This window comes from Shewanella atlantica, from assembly GCF_003966265.1.
Lineage (GTDB): Bacteria > Pseudomonadota > Gammaproteobacteria > Enterobacterales > Shewanellaceae > Shewanella > Shewanella atlantica.
On the sequence record NZ_RXNV01000001.1, the window covers coordinates 13,394 to 30,048 of the forward strand.

Consider the following 16,655-nt stretch of genomic DNA (forward strand, 5'->3'; position numbering starts at 1 on the left):
CATACAACGAGATATGCAATGATAGTATGGGCTTCTGTAATATAAAGCTCCAAGCTGACTACGTTTTTCTTGGTGTGGGCAGCAAAAAACCTCTCTATAGCGTTAAATAAAGCCTGCTTAAGGGGTCTTGAACTGACAATCATGAGTGTCTTGTTTATTTATTAGTTTTGTCTTTTAAACCTTGCTTTTGTCACTATTCGTAGCTTAAATAATATTTAACAATAATTTGTAAGGAAATGATTGTGCTTAAAAATATCATCCTCCTGTTACCCATTATCTTTTTATTTTCCTGTGCTAGTCTGCCGGACAATACCAGCAGTAAAAGTTACGCGATGAGTAAATCTCAAGAAAGTCAATTAACAATGGAACTTGATGAGGAACGTAGGCTGCTCGGCTTAAACAATGATGATGCGTTAATGATGCTGCTTGAAGATGGTGTTGATGCTTTTGTAGCTCGAGTTTCCCTGATTAATGCGGCACAAAAGAGCGTCGATCTGCAATATTATCAATATCATTCTGACTTAAGTGGAAGACTATTAACGGCAGCCTTATGGCAGGCTGCTGAGCGAGGGGTGCGCATACGTTTACTTGTAGATGATATGGATTTAGCCGGCAAGGATATTGATATAGCTAAAGTAAATTCTCACCCAAATTTCGAAGTGCGCATTTTCAATCCGTTTCTACGTGACAAAAAGCGCACTCGGCAATTAATTACAGGCTTTGGTTCAGTAACACGTCGAATGCACAACAAAACATTCACGGTAGACAGCAGCATATCCATTTTAGGCGGGCGTAATGTAGGTGACCAATATTATGGCGCGCACTCAGATGTAGCTTTTGGTGATTTAGACATTGCTTTTACAGGCAGCGTTGTACAAGAGGTTCAAACTTCTTTTGACTTATATTGGAACAGTGAAATCACCTACGGCATCAATTTATTAAATGATTACCAACCATCAAAAAATGACGTGCATGAAGTCAGTCAAATTTTAGAGTCCTTTATAGAGGAGCAGAAAAACTCTCAATATGCACGCGCACTACGTAAAAACGACTTATTAAGTTTAGTAAAAAAAAATAAAGTAAATGAATATATAGGTAATGCAGAAGTCTTATATGATGATCCATTAAAAATTGTCTCTTCACGTGAAAAAACTGAATACCACTTAACTCCCAAATTACGCCCTTACGTGGAAAATGCAAAAGATGAAATCGTAATCGTTTCACCTTACTTTGTGCCAGGGGATGAAGGTGTTGCACTATTTGGCGATCTGGTAAAAAAAGGCGTAAAAGTTAGAGTTTTAACCAACTCGATGAAATCTAATGATGTCACCATAGTACACTCTGGATATTCAAAATATCGACAAGAATTATTATCGCTTGGTGTGGAATTATATGAAGTAGACAGTGCCCGTATAGGTATATTAAAAAAATATACAGATGAAGCAGATTCATCAACCGCATCGAAACTCACCTTACATGCGAAGTATTTTGTCATTGACCGCAAAATTACTTTTATTGGGTCAATGAATCTCGACCCTCGTTCACGCAGTGAAAACACAGAAATTGGTGTAATTGCAGAGTCCAAAAAATTAGGTGCCTTTATTGTTGAAGATTTTGACAGTATCGTTAAAGATGGTGCTTTTACACTATCACTTAAAGAAGGTGAGATTATCTGGACTCAAAAGATTGGAGACGAAATAAAGACCTATGACAATGATCCTTACAGCAGTTGGTGGGATCGCTTCAAAAACGGTTTATTGCAATGGTTACCTGTCGAGTCACAACTTTAAGGTATTAACTGTCATGAAGGTAGCATTCTGTCGAGAGGCATGGCGAATGAGGTATCTGAACTTGTTTCTGCCTCGAACTCTTGCCAAAGCTCCATAAGCTTTTCATCTTGATTTTCAAGTAGAAGAGCAACTATACGCCTTGCAACCTTTGGATTTTGTTATTCTTAAGCATGTTTTTCGGGTGAAATCACGCGAGCTGTTTTCTATTCATTCCCGAAATATAAAGACGACATTGGTAATGCAAAGAAGAGAAATACCCCCTAAAATCTACTTATAATGAATTTTATTTGATTAGGTAGAATAATGAAACTGCTAGTCAAGTCAGCGCAACACTTTGCAACCCAAGCTCACACCCAAATAAACCACTTAAGGAAGTATACAAAACAGCCTTATCAAATGCATTTGAAGAGGGTGGCACAAACCGTATCTGAAATAACAGATGACCCAGAGATCATTGCAGCAGCCTGGTTGCATGATACCGTTGAAGATACCCCAGCAACATTTGAAGATATTGAATTAAATTTTGGTTCTCGGGTTGTACAGTTTGTTTTTGATCTGACTGATGTGAGTCGCCCAAGTGATGGCAGTCGTGCCCTACGTAAAGCAATAGACCGCGAACACCTTAGCCAAGCATCCCCTGCAGCCAAAACTATAAAACTTGCAGATTTACTAGATAATTGCGCCGACATTTGTAAACATGATGAACGATTTGGACGAGTGTTTGTTGTTGAAATGCAGCAATTATTGCCTCATTTAGTTGACGGGGATGAACGTCTTTATCGACGGGCTGAGCGCCTTTGCAGTAAGTGGGCTGAAAAATGGTCCATACCTCCTTCTTCCGGGGCTGCATGGGTAGAGCTCCCTGCTCTCCATGCGACGAGAGATCTATTTTCAAATCGTAAATTACAACGGCTGTTTGGTGAAATGTTTAGCGCACGGGATGTTGCTGAATCTCTCCCTTCTTATGACTGGGATATTTCCGAAAATGAATTGTTGCATCTCCTGAACAACAGCGATATTTCTGTAATAGGTTTAAGGAAGTCAGGGTTTGTTTATGGTTATGTTTTGTTGGATGAAACAAACAAAAAGCCAGCATGTCTTAAACGACGTTTTATGGATGCCCAATTAGTTGATATAGATACCCCTTTATTAAATGTTATTGCCACTCTTGTGCATCATCAGTTTTGTTTTGTTAGCAGTATGGGACAGGTGGCAGGTGTTATTTCCAGAAATGATATTCAAAAACCTGCCGTCCGTATGTGGCTCTTTGGTTTAATCACCTTAACCGAACAATATATGGCCGAGCAGATTAAGCTTATTTGGCCTAATGATAAGTGGTTTAAGTTTACAAGCTCAGCTAGGCTGGCGAAAGCCAAAGAACTTAAAGAAGAGCGAGAACGTAGAGGGCAGAAGTGTGACTTGCTTGATTGTGTCCAGTTATCAGATAAAGCCCTTATTCTTATTGAAGACCCAGGTTATATGGAACTATTTGGTTTTAGTTCAAGGCGAGAAGCCAAAACTGCAATTAAAGAAGTAGAGTCTCTACGCAATAATTTAGCTCACGGACAAGATATTATTTCATATGATTGGCCACAAATTATTAGAATGACATCAAGAGTAAATGAAACACTATCTAATCGTTAAGTTAAATATAGTGAATAACAGGGCTACACAACAGTGATATCATCGATGACGTCAATTTTTAAAGTTATTACCAACTGCAAAAATGACTTAAAGGAAGTCATACAAAAAATCATCCATCATTGTACAACCTGTAAATTAAAATAGTTTCCAAGCACTACTTCTGTGCTCCCCTATAAGCCTCCAACTCTGTTAAAAGCCAATCCCGACTTTTTATTGAAGGTTTTTTGCCACAGTGAACTTTATAAAACTTACCAGTCATCTTACTTTTTGTCGCTGAATACTTTATAAAGTCTTCAGTTGACTTAATATCATCGAAAAAATACTCATACTTTTTATTTATATGTTCAGCCGCTTCAGCCCCATTGTGCATAGTACCATTTCTCTCATATTTGCAGTCCGTCGCAGCCACAAAACTCATAAGATGGTCAATTTCATCTTGAGTTGAGGCAAACAGATTTAAAGAAAATATTGATAACATAATGAATAGTAATTTGTTCATCTTCAGCTCTCCATCTAGGCAATCTTAATCCGCAAAGTAGCCACAATGTATTATCGTACTTTAGCGGGCTGTAAATCGTATTATAGTTTGAATGAAGGCAAACAGTTTGGCGTTGTTGATCAAATACTCTTTTTAAACACAGTTTTCCCAAGGGTTTTTGCGGGTTGTGCTGCTTAGTTCCTAACCGAAACTCTTAATCCTATGACCTTAGAATTAGAGCAAGACCAGATCGGTTTCGACGATAAGCTTCATCATATCGGTGATGAATACGTGCATCATTGTTAGTATTGAGAATGTCCTCAAGGCTCCTAAAGCCGAACATTAAGAATATCCGGCTTCTTTAATATTTAGTTATGGTAACTTCGGAATATTCGCATTTTTTCGTTAATAAAAATCAGTTCATCATATAAGTTATGTTGAGCGAATACATTTCACCTTCAAATCGAGACTCTGCGCTGTATTCTTTGGCGTAATTAAACGCAAGGTTCCATTGATTATTGAACCAATACGCAGCCTGTATGCCCACTCCATGCACTTCTGATTTATTCCCGATATCAGTGCCTAAGAGTTGATTCAAGTTGTTGAGGGTGGACGGCAGGTCATCCCTTTGCATTTGCCACTGACTGTAACCACGGATACCGATTTCAAATTGCGCGGTGAGATATTGGCTCCATCCATACTCGATGGTGAGGTGGTCACCCGGAGTCACGTTGGTCTCATCAACTTCGCTGTGAATTTCATAGGTAGCCGCAAGCATCAAGGCTGACGCCTGATCCATCAGGTAATAATATCCGGCAAGTTGGAACTGAGTTGTCCACATATCTAAAGTCACGCCCTCATTACCCACTGGAGCGTATACGCCGATCCCCAGAGTCACGTCGTAATTCTTATTCAACCAGCTAAGCCAAATTGGTTGAATGTACAGGTCACCCAGTCCATGGTCTTCTTCGTCGTCGAAGTCGTTAGACAGGTAAACGGGGTTGAAGTAAAAGCTGTAACGTGCCCCAAGTACTTCCCTGTCCGTCACCCACAAAAACAATGGTGCGATACCGCCAGAGCTAAGTTCGGCATTGATATCTTTACCTGAGCTTGTGACGAGAGTGTCACTTGTATAGTAAAAGTTGTACTGTTCGTATATAAAACCAGCTTGGTCAGGCACCGTAAGGTCACGGATATTGGCAATTGCCGGGGCATAATGGCCAGCACCTACGATTCCATCCGCAAGTGTAGGGCAGGTAAAACCTGCAGCAAGCAGGCCGAGCAGCAGTTTCCATTTATTACTTTGAGAAGCGCGAAGTCCTGCCTTAATTTCTGTTTCTGCAAACGGCATGTTAATTAAGTTCATACTTTTCCCTCTGCGTATTTAAGTGATTATTTTAGTTTAAGCCATAATGAGGAAAGTATTAGCAAATTGAATATTTAAAGAACATTTAATGGTTTCATCGAGCAATGCCTGGCTCTTAAAAAAGGAAATAGATAAATCTTCCCTCCCTGAGCCCCCCTTACACCTATCTTCTGCATTGGCTTTCCACGCACCTGATAGCCCGCATAAACCAAGAAATATCCATTAGCCGTAGGCGGCACTCTTTAACTCACTTTATAAGCAATAATCTATTGATATAATTCAAGCTCCCCCCCTTTAACAAAGTCGTGATAAAGTCCATCACCCTTAAAAAGCTTTTGCCATTGAGTAACCGCTTCGACATCTGACCAAATTCAAACTGACTAACGCTTTTCTTAATGTTGGCATCACTAATCCCTCTCTATAGCTTTAAATGAAGCCTGGTTGAGAGGGCACAAATCGACAATTATGGATGTCTTGGTTATTTATCCTGGTTATTTTATGTTCTTACTTGTTGAAGTCACTTTATGCAGCCATATTTAACTGTCAGGGCTAGACAATACCGAACCACAATCAAAGGTTTTATCTCAGTGAGTCATTTCTTTCAAGGGTATTTAGCTAGCGGACTAAAGCGTTATATTTTTCTTAAAGTGCGTCTTGAGCCTCGTCAATACTAGCAATTAATGTAAATAGACTTGTGTTTGAGGTAGGTTATGAATGGTTGTTCTTTAAATAATAATTGGTACAAATTTATTTTTCTAGTTCGTTAATTTTGTTTTCTAGCTCTTCTTTTGCCACTGAACCTTTAATGAAACCTGAAAATAACAGCTATTTTTCCGTTACTGGTGGTTCAGGTGTCTCACAAGTTAATGAGACAGATAACCGTGAAGATAATCGACAGCATTTACGCTCATTTGATATCCGCTTTGGGCAACACTTTTCACCTAAATGGAGAATAGACTTAGTTCACGCCAATGAAGGCCATCCTTATAATCATCATCGAGACGGTTTTGCCTTGCAAGCAGCTTATGTCTTTGATGCTTTTGAATCATTTCGTCTTGAAGTGGGCACGGGTCCATATCTCTCTTTTGATACTTACAATGATGCCAATGGCGTTGAATTAAACGAGAAACGTTTGGGTCTCATGAATACTGCTTGATTTATCTTCCCCGTTGATTTTCTAGGGGAAAATGGGCATTTAAAATTTCAATGGAATAACTATGTAATGTCAGCAAGACCCAATGCCAATTCATTTTTATTTGGTGTGGGCTTTGATATTGATAATAGTAAGTTTCAATATCAACCCAACCGTAAGTCATTTTTCAATGAAGCATGGCTATCTATTATTAACGCTAAAAATAACCATGGTGGCCCTGACACTACCGTTGGCGCAAGTATTGATGTAGCAAAACGGCTTGATAGTAATATTGCACTATCCGTGGGCTACATTTATGAGGGAGGATATAACGGCGCGACCGATCACCAAGGTTTCTCGGCTCAACTTTGGAAAGTCGTACCGTTAGCCAGTGGTTTTGAAGGTCGTTTAGGGATTGGCGGTTACTTTGCCAATGATAAAGTTGAAGATAAGCATGGTTATGATCTGAAACGATTATTTACTTTCGGAATTAACTAATACCCTGAGTGGGAAGGTTACAATGGACTATATTTAGGTGGCAGCATTACCCGAGTAGCAGACCGCAAAGGTTATGAAGACGATGCAGATTTATTCCGTTTTAGTCTGGGTAAAAAATTCTGAAATGCTGATTGAGTAATCACTTCGACATCTGACCCATTTCGAATTAAGTCACGCTCAATTCGTAACACCACATGCAAGTGATTACTCCACTACCTGTTAATCATGAAGGCATAAGCACAGGCATCAATCGCAAACACAGACGCGAGTATCAATAATCGGACTTCAACCCAATCTCGCCTATGCTCATAAAATTTACCATTACAATAGTCTACCCACATAAGTAAGCCCTTCGTACACAACAGATATGTAGTGATAGTATGGGCGTCTTAGTTATTTTTGGCGGGCATAAGAACCTCCGACTAAAACTCATCATAAAAGCTTAGCCAACCTAGTTATCACTGACCAAAATTACTTTCTTCGGCAAATTTCATTGCCCCTGCGCACAATTCGAACTTTTGCTCTTTAGTTGAGGAGTCGAATTGTTTAATAAAGCGATCTAACTCGGCGCTGGTTTCTGCCGTCATCATCATTTTATCAATACCCGCTTCTCTATGTTTCGTGGCTGCTTGGCCGACTGCAGAGCCTTCGACCAGCATATTGGTTTCGCTGTAAAAGGTGCTGCACATCATTAAGCTGGCCATACCAATCGCCACCTCTGATTCAAGATACTTTGCTGTCGCCGAACCGATAAACAGACAGCTGAAAACACCGGCAAGTATTGCTTTTTTCATTAACTTTATTCCTTTCTATATGGGATTGTTTGCTCTGTTCTTTCGAGCATTATTTGCTAGAAATCGCTTGCTTTAAATAACTACTGATGATGTTAGCACGACCATTTTTTGGGCGTATGTTACCTTGCGCAGACTTGGGTTGAGCGGGGGATATTTTTAGAACAATTCAGATCTAAAAACTCCTGGCAACTCTCTTTTGGATAAAAAACGAGCTCATTTTGAGTCAGAATAGAAATTTGATGAACCTAAACGAATAAGCCACCCGTTTTAAAGCATCGCCGGGCTCGAAAGAGTGTGCCGAATAGTTATCAATCCAACACAAAAACGCCCTTCTCATCGTGCGACTCACACAATGATAAAAGGGCGGATTCTCCAGGCTTGCTTGAGCTAAGTGAGGCGTCCATAGATATACTCGCGACGAGTTACAGCAGTAACGGTACATATTCTCTGAAAGCCTCAGGTTACAATCTAACTATGAGCTTTATTAACTAATTACCTAATCAACGAAGCAACGAAGCAACGAAGCAACTAATCAAACCTATCTATCCTATAGGGGGTCAGGTCGATATCCGTTTGCTTATCTGTCACCTCCTGAGTGAGTAGCTCGGCAGTGATTGCCGACCAGGTCAGTCCCAGATGTTGATGACCGAATGAGAAAAACACATTCGATTGCTTTTTACTGCGCCCCAGTACCGGCAGGCTATCAGGCAACGAGGGGCGAAATCCCATCCAGCGCTCACCGTCGGACGCTGACGCATTACGAAACAGCTCGGGTAACAGAGCTTTACCGTGGGGGAAGAGGCAATCGGCACGAGCATCCACCGGTGGGGCCTTCAACCCGCCAAACTCTACGGTGCCAGCTAAACGGGTGCCGTCAGCCATAGGCGTGATGATGAACTTTCGCTCATAGGAAGTTACCGTACGGGACAGCTTACTCTTGTGCGGCATCATCAGATGATAACCCCGCTCGGTTTCAAGGGGCACGGAATAACCTAATTGTTTGGCAAAAGGTTTTGACCAGGCGCCGGATGCGATAATAAGCCTGTCTGTATGCCTGCTGTTACCGGAATTCATCTCCAGTGCTATGGTCGAGTTGATTTTAGCGGCTTTTATCTGTAATAACTCATCGGTAACAATCTGCCCACCGATCTGTTCGAACTTGGTTTCCAGTGCCAGGCATAATCGATAGGGGTCTTGTGTGTGCCCTACATGAGCAAAATAGAAACCATGGGTAATATTGTCGCTTAAAGAGGGCTCTAATGCTCTCACCTCGTCGCCGCTGAGAAGTTGTAGCTCAACACCCGCATCGACATAGGCTCGAAACTCTTTTTCCACTTCGGCAAGGGGCGTGCCTTCAAATACCAACAGGCCTCCATTGAGGGTCAGCAAGTGCTCACAACCACAGAACTCGGTCAATGATCTCATGGCATCGATAGCACCCAAGTTCAGCGCCTTAATCGCCGCACTATTATGTGCCCTTCGGCCCGGCAGCATATTATGCAAGAAACGCATAAACCATGGCAGTGCCTTGAAAAAGTAGCGGGGCTGGATCCGAAAGGGTCCGAGCGGATCGAGCAACATACCCGGCAGCTTAAGCAGCATAGCCGGATCGGCCAAGGGGAAGGTATGCTCGGTCGCAAAATGTCCCGCGTTGCCCTTAGAAGCCCCGGCGCCAACCCCCTCTTTGTCAATAACGGTCACATTGAAGCCTGCACGCTGTAGCTGTAATGCGGCCGATAGCCCTACTATCCCCGCCCCTATCACGGTCAGAGATCCAAGCCCATTAGTGTTATTCATCTACTTTTCTCCACAGAATATATACCACAGATTCTTCTGCACATTTTTACCGCAGATCCTTGCCACTCTTTAACAAGCAATTTCACGATAACTCCTTCCACTCTCTTTTACCAAGCGCTGTTTGCACTAACGCTTTGTACCCAATCATTCAAATAAGTTTTCAAATAACTAATTCAGATAAGTCATTCAGCTAACGCTTTGCAGAATCATAGTATTAACGCAGCATAAAGCCATCCTGAAACACGTCATTGGGATCGATAAAAAACTGATGACGGCCGGTGATAAACGAGCGCCCGGAGACCTCGGGGATCACCGCCTGTTTGCCATGAAACTCAGATTTTGACAGGGCGCTGACTAACATTCTGCCATCGACAATACTCTCTATCATCAAAGGTGTGTTCAGCTCGACTTCACCTTTAGCGTGCAGTAACGCCACTCTTCCGGCGACGCCGGTACCGGTCGGCGAGCGATCAACCTCACCGTCGGCAAAGATACAGACATGACGTGAATAGGCTTCAGGGTTGGTCACCCTGTTTGATGTAAATATCGTGCCGTAAAGAAAACTTAAATCCTCTTCGAGCGGATGTACTAAAGGATGAGCAGCCATCACGGCCTGCTTAATCCGTCTGCCGACATCGATAAGCTGAGCGACATTATCCTGTGCGCAACTGATCCCGTGGGCATCGGCGTCGACATAAGCATAATAGGCACCACCGAATCCTATGTCGTAACGCACCTCACCAACGCCCTCTACCATCACGCTGCAGTCGAGCGCCTCGGCCCATGAATCTACATTTTGAAAGCTGGCGTGAATTTCCCCCTCAACGTCCCTATGCGCCTTAGCCGTAATAAGGCCTGCCGGTGTATCGATCTTAATGACCCTAACCTCACTACCCAGCTCAATGGTTCCTGTTTCGCACGCCACTTTAACCAGTGCTAGAATGCCATGACCACACATACTGCTGTAACCTTCGTTATGTAAGAAGAGCACACCAAAATCGGCCCCTTGAGTAATTGGTTTTGTGAGCAGCGCACCATACATGTCGGCATGACCTCTGGGTTCATGCATCAATAGCTTTCGGTATCGGTCCAGATGCTCGGTGACATATTGGCGCATTTCCAGGATGTTACTGCCCTTAAGCTCGGGATAGCCGGAGGTAATGATGCGCAGTGGCTCCCCTTCGGTGTGGGCGTCGAGTGTTATGAATTGTTGACATTTTTCGGTGAATTCCGTGGGCAGATGGTTAATCAACATGTCCTACTCCTTCCTTATCTTTTGTATGCAATATATAGTATTTGGCAACCGTAAATATAATTTAAAATGAAATGGGGTTTTCTTTCCGAAAGAATTGTATACAATATACCATAAGTTTTTGGGAGAATCCAAAATTCGACACGAGTTAATCTGTTTATATAAAGTGCAAAGAGGTCTTAAACATGAAAGTAAATTGGCAAGGTGTATTCCCGGCAATCTCAACACAATTTAACGATGATGGTTCTATCAACTATGAATCGAATGCACGCATGCTCGAAGATCTCATTAACGATGGTATCGACGGCATTATTGCGCTGGGGACGATTGGTGAAAATGCCTCTTTGAGTAGTGAAGAGAAGCGTAAATTTATCAAGCATACCGTTGAAACCGTCAATGGTCGTATTCTGGTACTTTCAGGTTGTACTGAAAATACCGCAGAGCAAGCCGCTCAATATGCACAAGATGTCGAAAAGCTTGGGGTAGATGGGCTTATGCTACTTCCGGCCATGGTCTACCGCGGAACAGACCGTGAAGTTGTCGCTCATTATCAATACGTCGCTCGCTCGACTACACTGCCTATCATGATCTACAACAACCCGGTGGGATATGGCGTCGACATAAACCTGGAGATGACGGCAATTCTTGCACATGAGCAGAACATAGTCGCAATTAAAGAGTCGACTACCGATACCCGCCGCCTGACTGAGCTGCAGAGCCGTTTCGGTGAGCGCTTCAACATCTTGTGTGGCGTGGATGATATTGCCCTTGAAAGTATCTTCCTCGGCGCTACGGGTTGGATATCGGGTCTGACTAACGTCTTCCCCCGTGAATCTGTAACACTTTTCAGGCTGGCTCGTGCAGGCCGTATCGAAGAAGCCCGTGAGATCTACCGCTGGTTTATGCCTCTGCTACGCTTAGACACGATTCCGACTCTGGTTCAGTGCATTAAATTTGCAGAGCAAATCGTCGGTCGCGGCAGTGAAAATGTGCGTATGCCACGCATGACCTTAATTGGTGAAGAGCGTGCATACGTTGAAACACTGATGCAAGAAGCGATGGCGAACCGTATCGATCTGGACAAGTACAACCTGGACTAATTCTTAACCTGATAAATATGACAAAATCAGACTAATTAAAAAATAGCCAAAAGCCTGCTCCCCTCATTGATCTCTGGGTGAATAAACAAGATTAATAATCACCCGATTTCAATGCTTACCCTACATTCAGGGGAGAGGCAAAATGGAGTAAGAGTGAGATGTTAAAAGGTACCTTCTTTTGCGTCGATGCTCATACCTGCGGCAACCCGGTTCGTTTGGTCACCAGTGGCCACCCGAACCTTAAGGGTCGCAATATGAGTGAAAAGCGACAAGACTTTCTCAACCACTATGATTGGATCAGAAAGGCGTTAATGTTTGAACCCAGAGGCCACGATATGATGTCGGGGGCTTTTTTGTATCCTCCCTGCAGTGACAATGCCGACGCCTCCATCCTTTTTATCGAAACAAGTGGTTGCCTGCCCATGTGTGGACACGGCACTATCGGCACCATCACCGCCGCTATCGAATCGGGTCTGTTAACGGCCAGAGAGCCGGGCAAACTTGTCATCGATGTTCCCGCGGGTCAGATTAATATCGAGTATCAGCAGACAGGTGAGAAAGTAGACTGGGTCAAGATATATAACGTCCCCGCTTATCTGGCTCACCGCGATGTGATCTTAGATATTCCGGGACTGGGACCGCTTAAAGTCGATGTATCCTACGGTGGTAACTACTATGTCATCGTCGAACCTCAGACAAACTTCCCCGGTTTAAGGCTGTGGTCTGCTGCCGATATTCTTCGCTGGAGCCCCATCGTTCGCCAGGTTGCTGACGAACAGCTCAGCTGTGTTCACCCGGACGACCCTACCGTCAGCGGTGTCTCTCACGTTTTATGGACGGGAAATACTATCAGTGAAGGGTCCGATGGTGCCAATGCCGTGTTCTATGGCGACAAAGCTATCGACCGCTCCCCTTGCGGCACAGGTACCAGTGCCCGACTCGCGCAGCTTTACGCCAAAGGCGAACTCGAGGTCGGCGACCAATACACCCATGAAAGCATCATCGGCAGTCAATTTATCGGCCGGATAGAGGCCGCTACAACTGTAGGTGACTACATAGGCATCATGCCGAGTATTCAGGGCTGGGCCAGGATCACCGGGAAAAATGCCATCACAGTCGATGACAGCGACCCCTACGCATTCGGATTTCAAGTGGTATAGCAGAGCAGCTTTCAGTCAACCCGACTACTCAAACAGAATCATCAGGAACGATTATGACAGACGCAATAAAGAGAAAAATTACCGGACAACATTTTATCGATGGCAAATGGACCGGTCAGGCCGATGCCTTTAACAGCTTCGACCCTGTCAATAACACTAAGCTCGACTGGCAATTTGCCAACGCCTCAGAGGATGAGGTTGCTCAGGCGGCCACAGCGGCGAATGTGGCCTTCACTCAATATCGCTCGAAGAGTCCGACCCAGAGAGCTGATTTTCTAGAGGCGATTGCCGAAGAGATCCAGGCCGATACCGATGCCATCACCACGGCCGCCCATGCCGAAACAGGCCTTCCTATGGCGCGTCTGCAGGGTGAAACCGGCAGAACATGTACTCAACTAAACATGTTCGCCAATCGTCTGCGTGAACCACTCGAGCCACGCTTCGTCGACTTGGCTAACCCGCAGCGCACCCCACTCCCCAAGGCCGATACCCGATTGAGTGTATTACCTCTGGGCCCTGTCGCAGTATTTGGTGCATCAAACTTTCCATTAGCCTTCTCAACCGCCGGTGGCGATACGGCATCAGCCTTAGCTGCGGGTTGCACCGTTGTAGTTAAGGGCCATCCGGCCCATGCAGCGACGAGTGAACTCGTGACGCGTGCCATCGAAAAGGCTGTCGTTCGCTGTGATATGCCACAAGGAGTATTCAGTCTGCTACAGGGTAGTACGCCCCAGGTTTCAACAGCCTTGGTCACCCATAATGCAATTAAGGCGGTCGGCTTTACCGGATCACTGAAAGTGGGCCGCATCTTGTCTGACTTGTGCGCCGCCAGAGCCGAACCGATTCCGTTTTATGGCGAGCTGGGTTCAACCAATCCGCAGTTCCTGTTACCCGGCATCTTGTCTGCTCAGGCCGAGCAATTAGCTACTACACAGGTTCAATCTATGATGATGGGACACGGTCAATTCTGTACCAGCCCCGGCGTTATCGTGGCGCAAAAGGGAGAAGCGCTTAATCGCTATATCGCGACCATGACAGAAAACCTGGCCCCTCTGCCTGCTGCGGCCATGCTGACACCCGGTATCGCGGCCACCTATCAGGCGCAACTCGAATCATTACTCAACAACCCCGCCGTCACCCTGATAGCACAGGGGCAGTCGGCCGAAGCGGCTCACCATACCCGTCCGAGCGCGATTCGAGTTTCGGCTGATGACTACTTAAGAAACAGCGAACTGCAGCAGGAGATCTTCGGTCCATGCGCCATCCTGGTAGAGTGTGAAAACACTGCACAGATACTGCGTATTGCCAACGCTCTGGAGGGCCAGCTAACGGCGACCATTCATGGCAGTGAGCAAGAGTTGGCCGAGCAGCCAGAATTGATTGAAGCTGTCGCCTACAAGGTCGGGCGTATCATCTTCAACCAGATGCCTACTGGAGTCGAGGTGTGTCACTCAATGAACCACGGCGGTCCGTATCCAGCCAGCACCGATAGCCGCAGTACCTCTGTTGGCAGCGATGCCATGAAGCGCTTCGAGCGGCCAATCTGTTATCAGAATATGCCTCAAGCCCTATTACCCGATGAGCTAAAGAGTGATAATCCTAAGGTGATCAGCTTTTAATCTGACTTAAACTCACTTCGCAGGTATCAAAATAGATAAAGGGAACACTGTTTCCCTTTATTTATACTTGCTTTAACGGTAATCTTAGGCGGACTAAATAGAATAACGAATAGATAGAAACGGAAAATATGAGCCGATCTACACCAATTATCCATAAAACGCGCACGCAAGTCGTTGTAGAGGTCCTAAGGGAAAAAATTCTATCTGGTGATATTGCTGCTGGTGAACCCCTTCGTCAAAGTGCTTTAGCCGATGAGCTCAACGTCAGTCGGATCCCCGTCAGAGAAGCCCTATTACAGTTAGAAGCCGAAGGATTAGTCAAATTTGAAGCTCATAAAGGCGCTACTGCCACAGAGTTATCGGTTGAACAAGTCACCGAGCTCTTCGAACTTCGTGCACTTATTGAAACAGACCTTCTGGCAAAGGCTATTCCTAAGCTGGAAGATGAAGATCTGCTAAAGGCAGAAAAAGTACTCGATGAGCTGGAATCTGCATTTAAGCAAGAAGACGCTGTCAGTACCTGGAGTGAACTCAATACTCGCTTCCACACCTGCTTATATAGCCCGGCAGACCACCCTCATACATTGGAAGTGGTTCATGGCCTGAACACAAATTGTGATCGCTATATCCGTTTACAGCTACTCCTTGCTGGCGGAATACCACAAGCAGAACAAGACCATAGAGAGTTACTCAGTCTTTGCAAGAATAAAGATACCGACAAGGCTGTCGAATTGCTACGAGCGCATATTTTACATGCAGCCAAAGCCATTCGTGAACTCGTCGCCCAACAAGTGGCTTAGATCACTGTTGGTTAGCTTACGACTTGCTAAGCTTAATTAATTACGTTTGATAAGGCAGAGCCAAGGTTCTGCCTTTTTATTTGAGAGAATTACAGATGCAGTACGCCACTATCACAGGTTGGGGAAAATGTGTTCCACCAGCAACCCTGACTAACCATGACCTTTCCACTTTTATTGAAACATCTGATGAATGGATAAAACCACGCACAGGCATCAGCCAGCGTCACATCAGCCATGTTGATACCTCTGAGCTCGCATCTGTAGCGGCGCAGCGTGCACTAGCTGCGGCCGGCATCGATGGCAGCGAGTTGGATATGATCATCCTCGCTACCGCAAGTCCGGATACCTTGATCCCGAATATCGCCTCCACGGTACAGGCCAATGTAGGCGCTTCATGTGCTGCTTTTGATATCAATGCCGCCTGTAGTGGTTTCTTATATGGACTTGGTCTGGGTAGTGCTCAAATTAAGAGTGGCCAATGTAAAAAGGTACTGGTTATCGGTGCCGAGCGTCTCTCTTTCTACCTCGATTGGTCACGCCGTGAAACTGCCGTACTTTTCGGTGATGGCGCAGGCGCAGTTGTACTTGAGGCGACAGACGAAGCTATCGGCATTTTAGGCTACGAGCTTAACAACGATCCTGCCGGTCGCGATATCCTCAAAGCAGGCTTCGGTACTGCAATGGACAGATTCAATGCTGCGTCATTAGACTTCTATATTGAGTTCAATGGTCAGGAGATCTTTAAGCGCGCTATCGCAGGCATGGGTAAGCTGAGTAAGAAAGTACTCGAGAAGTGTGACACTTCTAAAGATGATGTTGATTGGGTTATTCCTCATCAGGCGAACGAGCGTATTATCGATACCCTTATCAGCCGTATGAAGATCCCGAAAGAGAAAGCAATTGTCAACATTGCCAACTACGGCAATACGTCGGCGGCAACGATCCCTATCGCCATCTGTGATGCACTTGAGCAAGGTAAGATTAAGCCTGGTCAGACAATACTCTCTTGTGCATTTGGCGCAGGACTTACCTCTGCTGCGGCATTAATTAAGTGGGGCGATAGAGTCACGCCAATTAATGAGAGCGATGCAGAGCTGCCTCCATGCGATAAAACCGGCATCGAGTTAGTCAGTAAGGCTGTAAAGCACTTCTGCGGCTAATTCCTTAGCTCGTAAGCACAATAAAAAACACCAGCCTAAGTGCTGGTGTTTTTATTTAGTGTTTA

General features: G+C 44.7%; 14 protein-coding genes and 1 pseudogene. 9 read left to right on the forward strand and 6 right to left on the reverse strand.

The features are described from left to right. The first annotated feature begins 242 nt into the window (after nt 1-242). A complete protein-coding gene (locus tag EKG39_RS00060) occupies nt 243-1,790 on the forward strand; it encodes a phospholipase D family protein (protein ID WP_185817491.1) in 1,548 nt (515 codons plus the stop codon). 11 nt (nt 1,791-1,801) lie between these two features. Here the strand turns inward: EKG39_RS00060 and EKG39_RS23860 are convergent. Continuing rightward, nucleotides 1,802-1,927, reverse strand: a pseudogene (locus tag EKG39_RS23860) (HD domain-containing protein); the annotation flags it as partial. Between the two features lie 166 nt (nt 1,928-2,093). Here EKG39_RS23860 and EKG39_RS00070 point away from each other — a divergent pair. Then, entirely contained in the window at nt 2,094-3,434 is a 1,341-nt protein-coding gene (locus EKG39_RS00070) for an HD domain-containing protein (RefSeq protein ID WP_126503070.1), read from the forward strand. 154 nt (nt 3,435-3,588) lie between these two features. On the opposite strand, the gene EKG39_RS00075 is transcribed toward EKG39_RS00070, so the two are convergent. Further along, nucleotides 3,589-3,933, reverse strand: a complete 345-nt coding sequence (locus EKG39_RS00075; RefSeq protein ID WP_126503072.1) for a DUF5329 family protein — start codon at nt 3,931-3,933, stop codon at nt 3,589-3,591. 394 nt (nt 3,934-4,327) lie between these two features. Then, nucleotides 4,328-5,278 carry a SphA family protein gene (locus EKG39_RS00080; protein ID WP_126503074.1) on the reverse strand — a complete coding sequence of 317 codons (951 nt, stop codon included), beginning with the start codon at nt 5,276-5,278 and terminating at the stop codon, nt 4,328-4,330. Between the two features lie 805 nt (nt 5,279-6,083). On the opposite strand from EKG39_RS00080, the gene EKG39_RS23540 reads away from it, so the two are divergent. Together EKG39_RS23540 and EKG39_RS23545 are read left to right on the forward strand one after the other, a co-directional pair. Beyond that, on the forward strand, nt 6,084-6,434 hold the full coding sequence (locus EKG39_RS23540) for a hypothetical protein (RefSeq protein ID WP_246028378.1): 351 nt from the start codon (nt 6,084-6,086) through the stop codon (nt 6,432-6,434). Between the two features lie 66 nt (nt 6,435-6,500). Then, entirely contained in the window at nt 6,501-6,908 is a 408-nt protein-coding gene (locus EKG39_RS23545; RefSeq protein WP_246028379.1) for a hypothetical protein, read from the forward strand. A gap of 458 nt (nt 6,909-7,366) precedes the next feature. Here the strand turns inward: EKG39_RS23545 and EKG39_RS00095 are convergent, their stop codons facing one another. The 3 genes from EKG39_RS00095 to EKG39_RS00105 form a co-directional block, all read right to left on the reverse strand. Continuing rightward, nucleotides 7,367-7,702, reverse strand: coding sequence for a hypothetical protein (locus tag EKG39_RS00095; protein WP_126503076.1), 336 nt, complete (start codon nt 7,700-7,702; stop codon nt 7,367-7,369). A 528-nt stretch (nt 7,703-8,230) separates the two neighbouring features. Then, on the reverse strand, nt 8,231-9,499 hold the full coding sequence (locus EKG39_RS00100) for an NAD(P)/FAD-dependent oxidoreductase (protein WP_126503078.1): 1,269 nt from the start codon (nt 9,497-9,499) through the stop codon (nt 8,231-8,233). A gap of 214 nt (nt 9,500-9,713) precedes the next feature. Continuing rightward, entirely contained in the window at nt 9,714-10,754 is a 1,041-nt protein-coding gene (locus EKG39_RS00105; protein WP_126503080.1) for a proline racemase family protein, read from the reverse strand. A gap of 182 nt (nt 10,755-10,936) precedes the next feature. Between EKG39_RS00105 and dapA the strand changes: the two genes are divergently transcribed. The 5 genes from dapA (at nt 10,937) to EKG39_RS00130 (ending at nt 16,590) form a co-directional block, all read left to right on the forward strand. Beyond that, complete coding sequence (dapA, locus tag EKG39_RS00110) at nt 10,937-11,851, forward strand: 4-hydroxy-tetrahydrodipicolinate synthase (RefSeq protein ID WP_126503082.1); 915 nt, start codon at nt 10,937-10,939, stop codon at nt 11,849-11,851. A 158-nt stretch (nt 11,852-12,009) separates the two neighbouring features. Beyond that, entirely contained in the window at nt 12,010-13,011 is a 1,002-nt protein-coding gene (locus EKG39_RS00115) for a 4-hydroxyproline epimerase (RefSeq protein WP_126503084.1), read from the forward strand. A gap of 53 nt (nt 13,012-13,064) precedes the next feature. Beyond that, nucleotides 13,065-14,630: an aldehyde dehydrogenase (NADP(+)) gene (locus EKG39_RS00120; RefSeq protein WP_126503086.1), complete on the forward strand. Its 1,566-nt coding sequence runs from the start codon at nt 13,065-13,067 to the stop codon at nt 14,628-14,630. 128 nt (nt 14,631-14,758) lie between these two features. Further along, the gene (locus EKG39_RS00125) at nt 14,759-15,430 is read left to right on the forward strand and encodes a GntR family transcriptional regulator (RefSeq protein WP_126503088.1); all 672 of its coding nucleotides are present in this window, start codon (nt 14,759-14,761) and stop codon (nt 15,428-15,430) included. A 95-nt stretch (nt 15,431-15,525) separates the two neighbouring features. After that, nucleotides 15,526-16,590: a ketoacyl-ACP synthase III gene (locus tag EKG39_RS00130; RefSeq protein ID WP_126503090.1), complete on the forward strand. Its 1,065-nt coding sequence runs from the start codon at nt 15,526-15,528 to the stop codon at nt 16,588-16,590. Nucleotides 16,591-16,655: the final 65 nt, after the last annotated feature.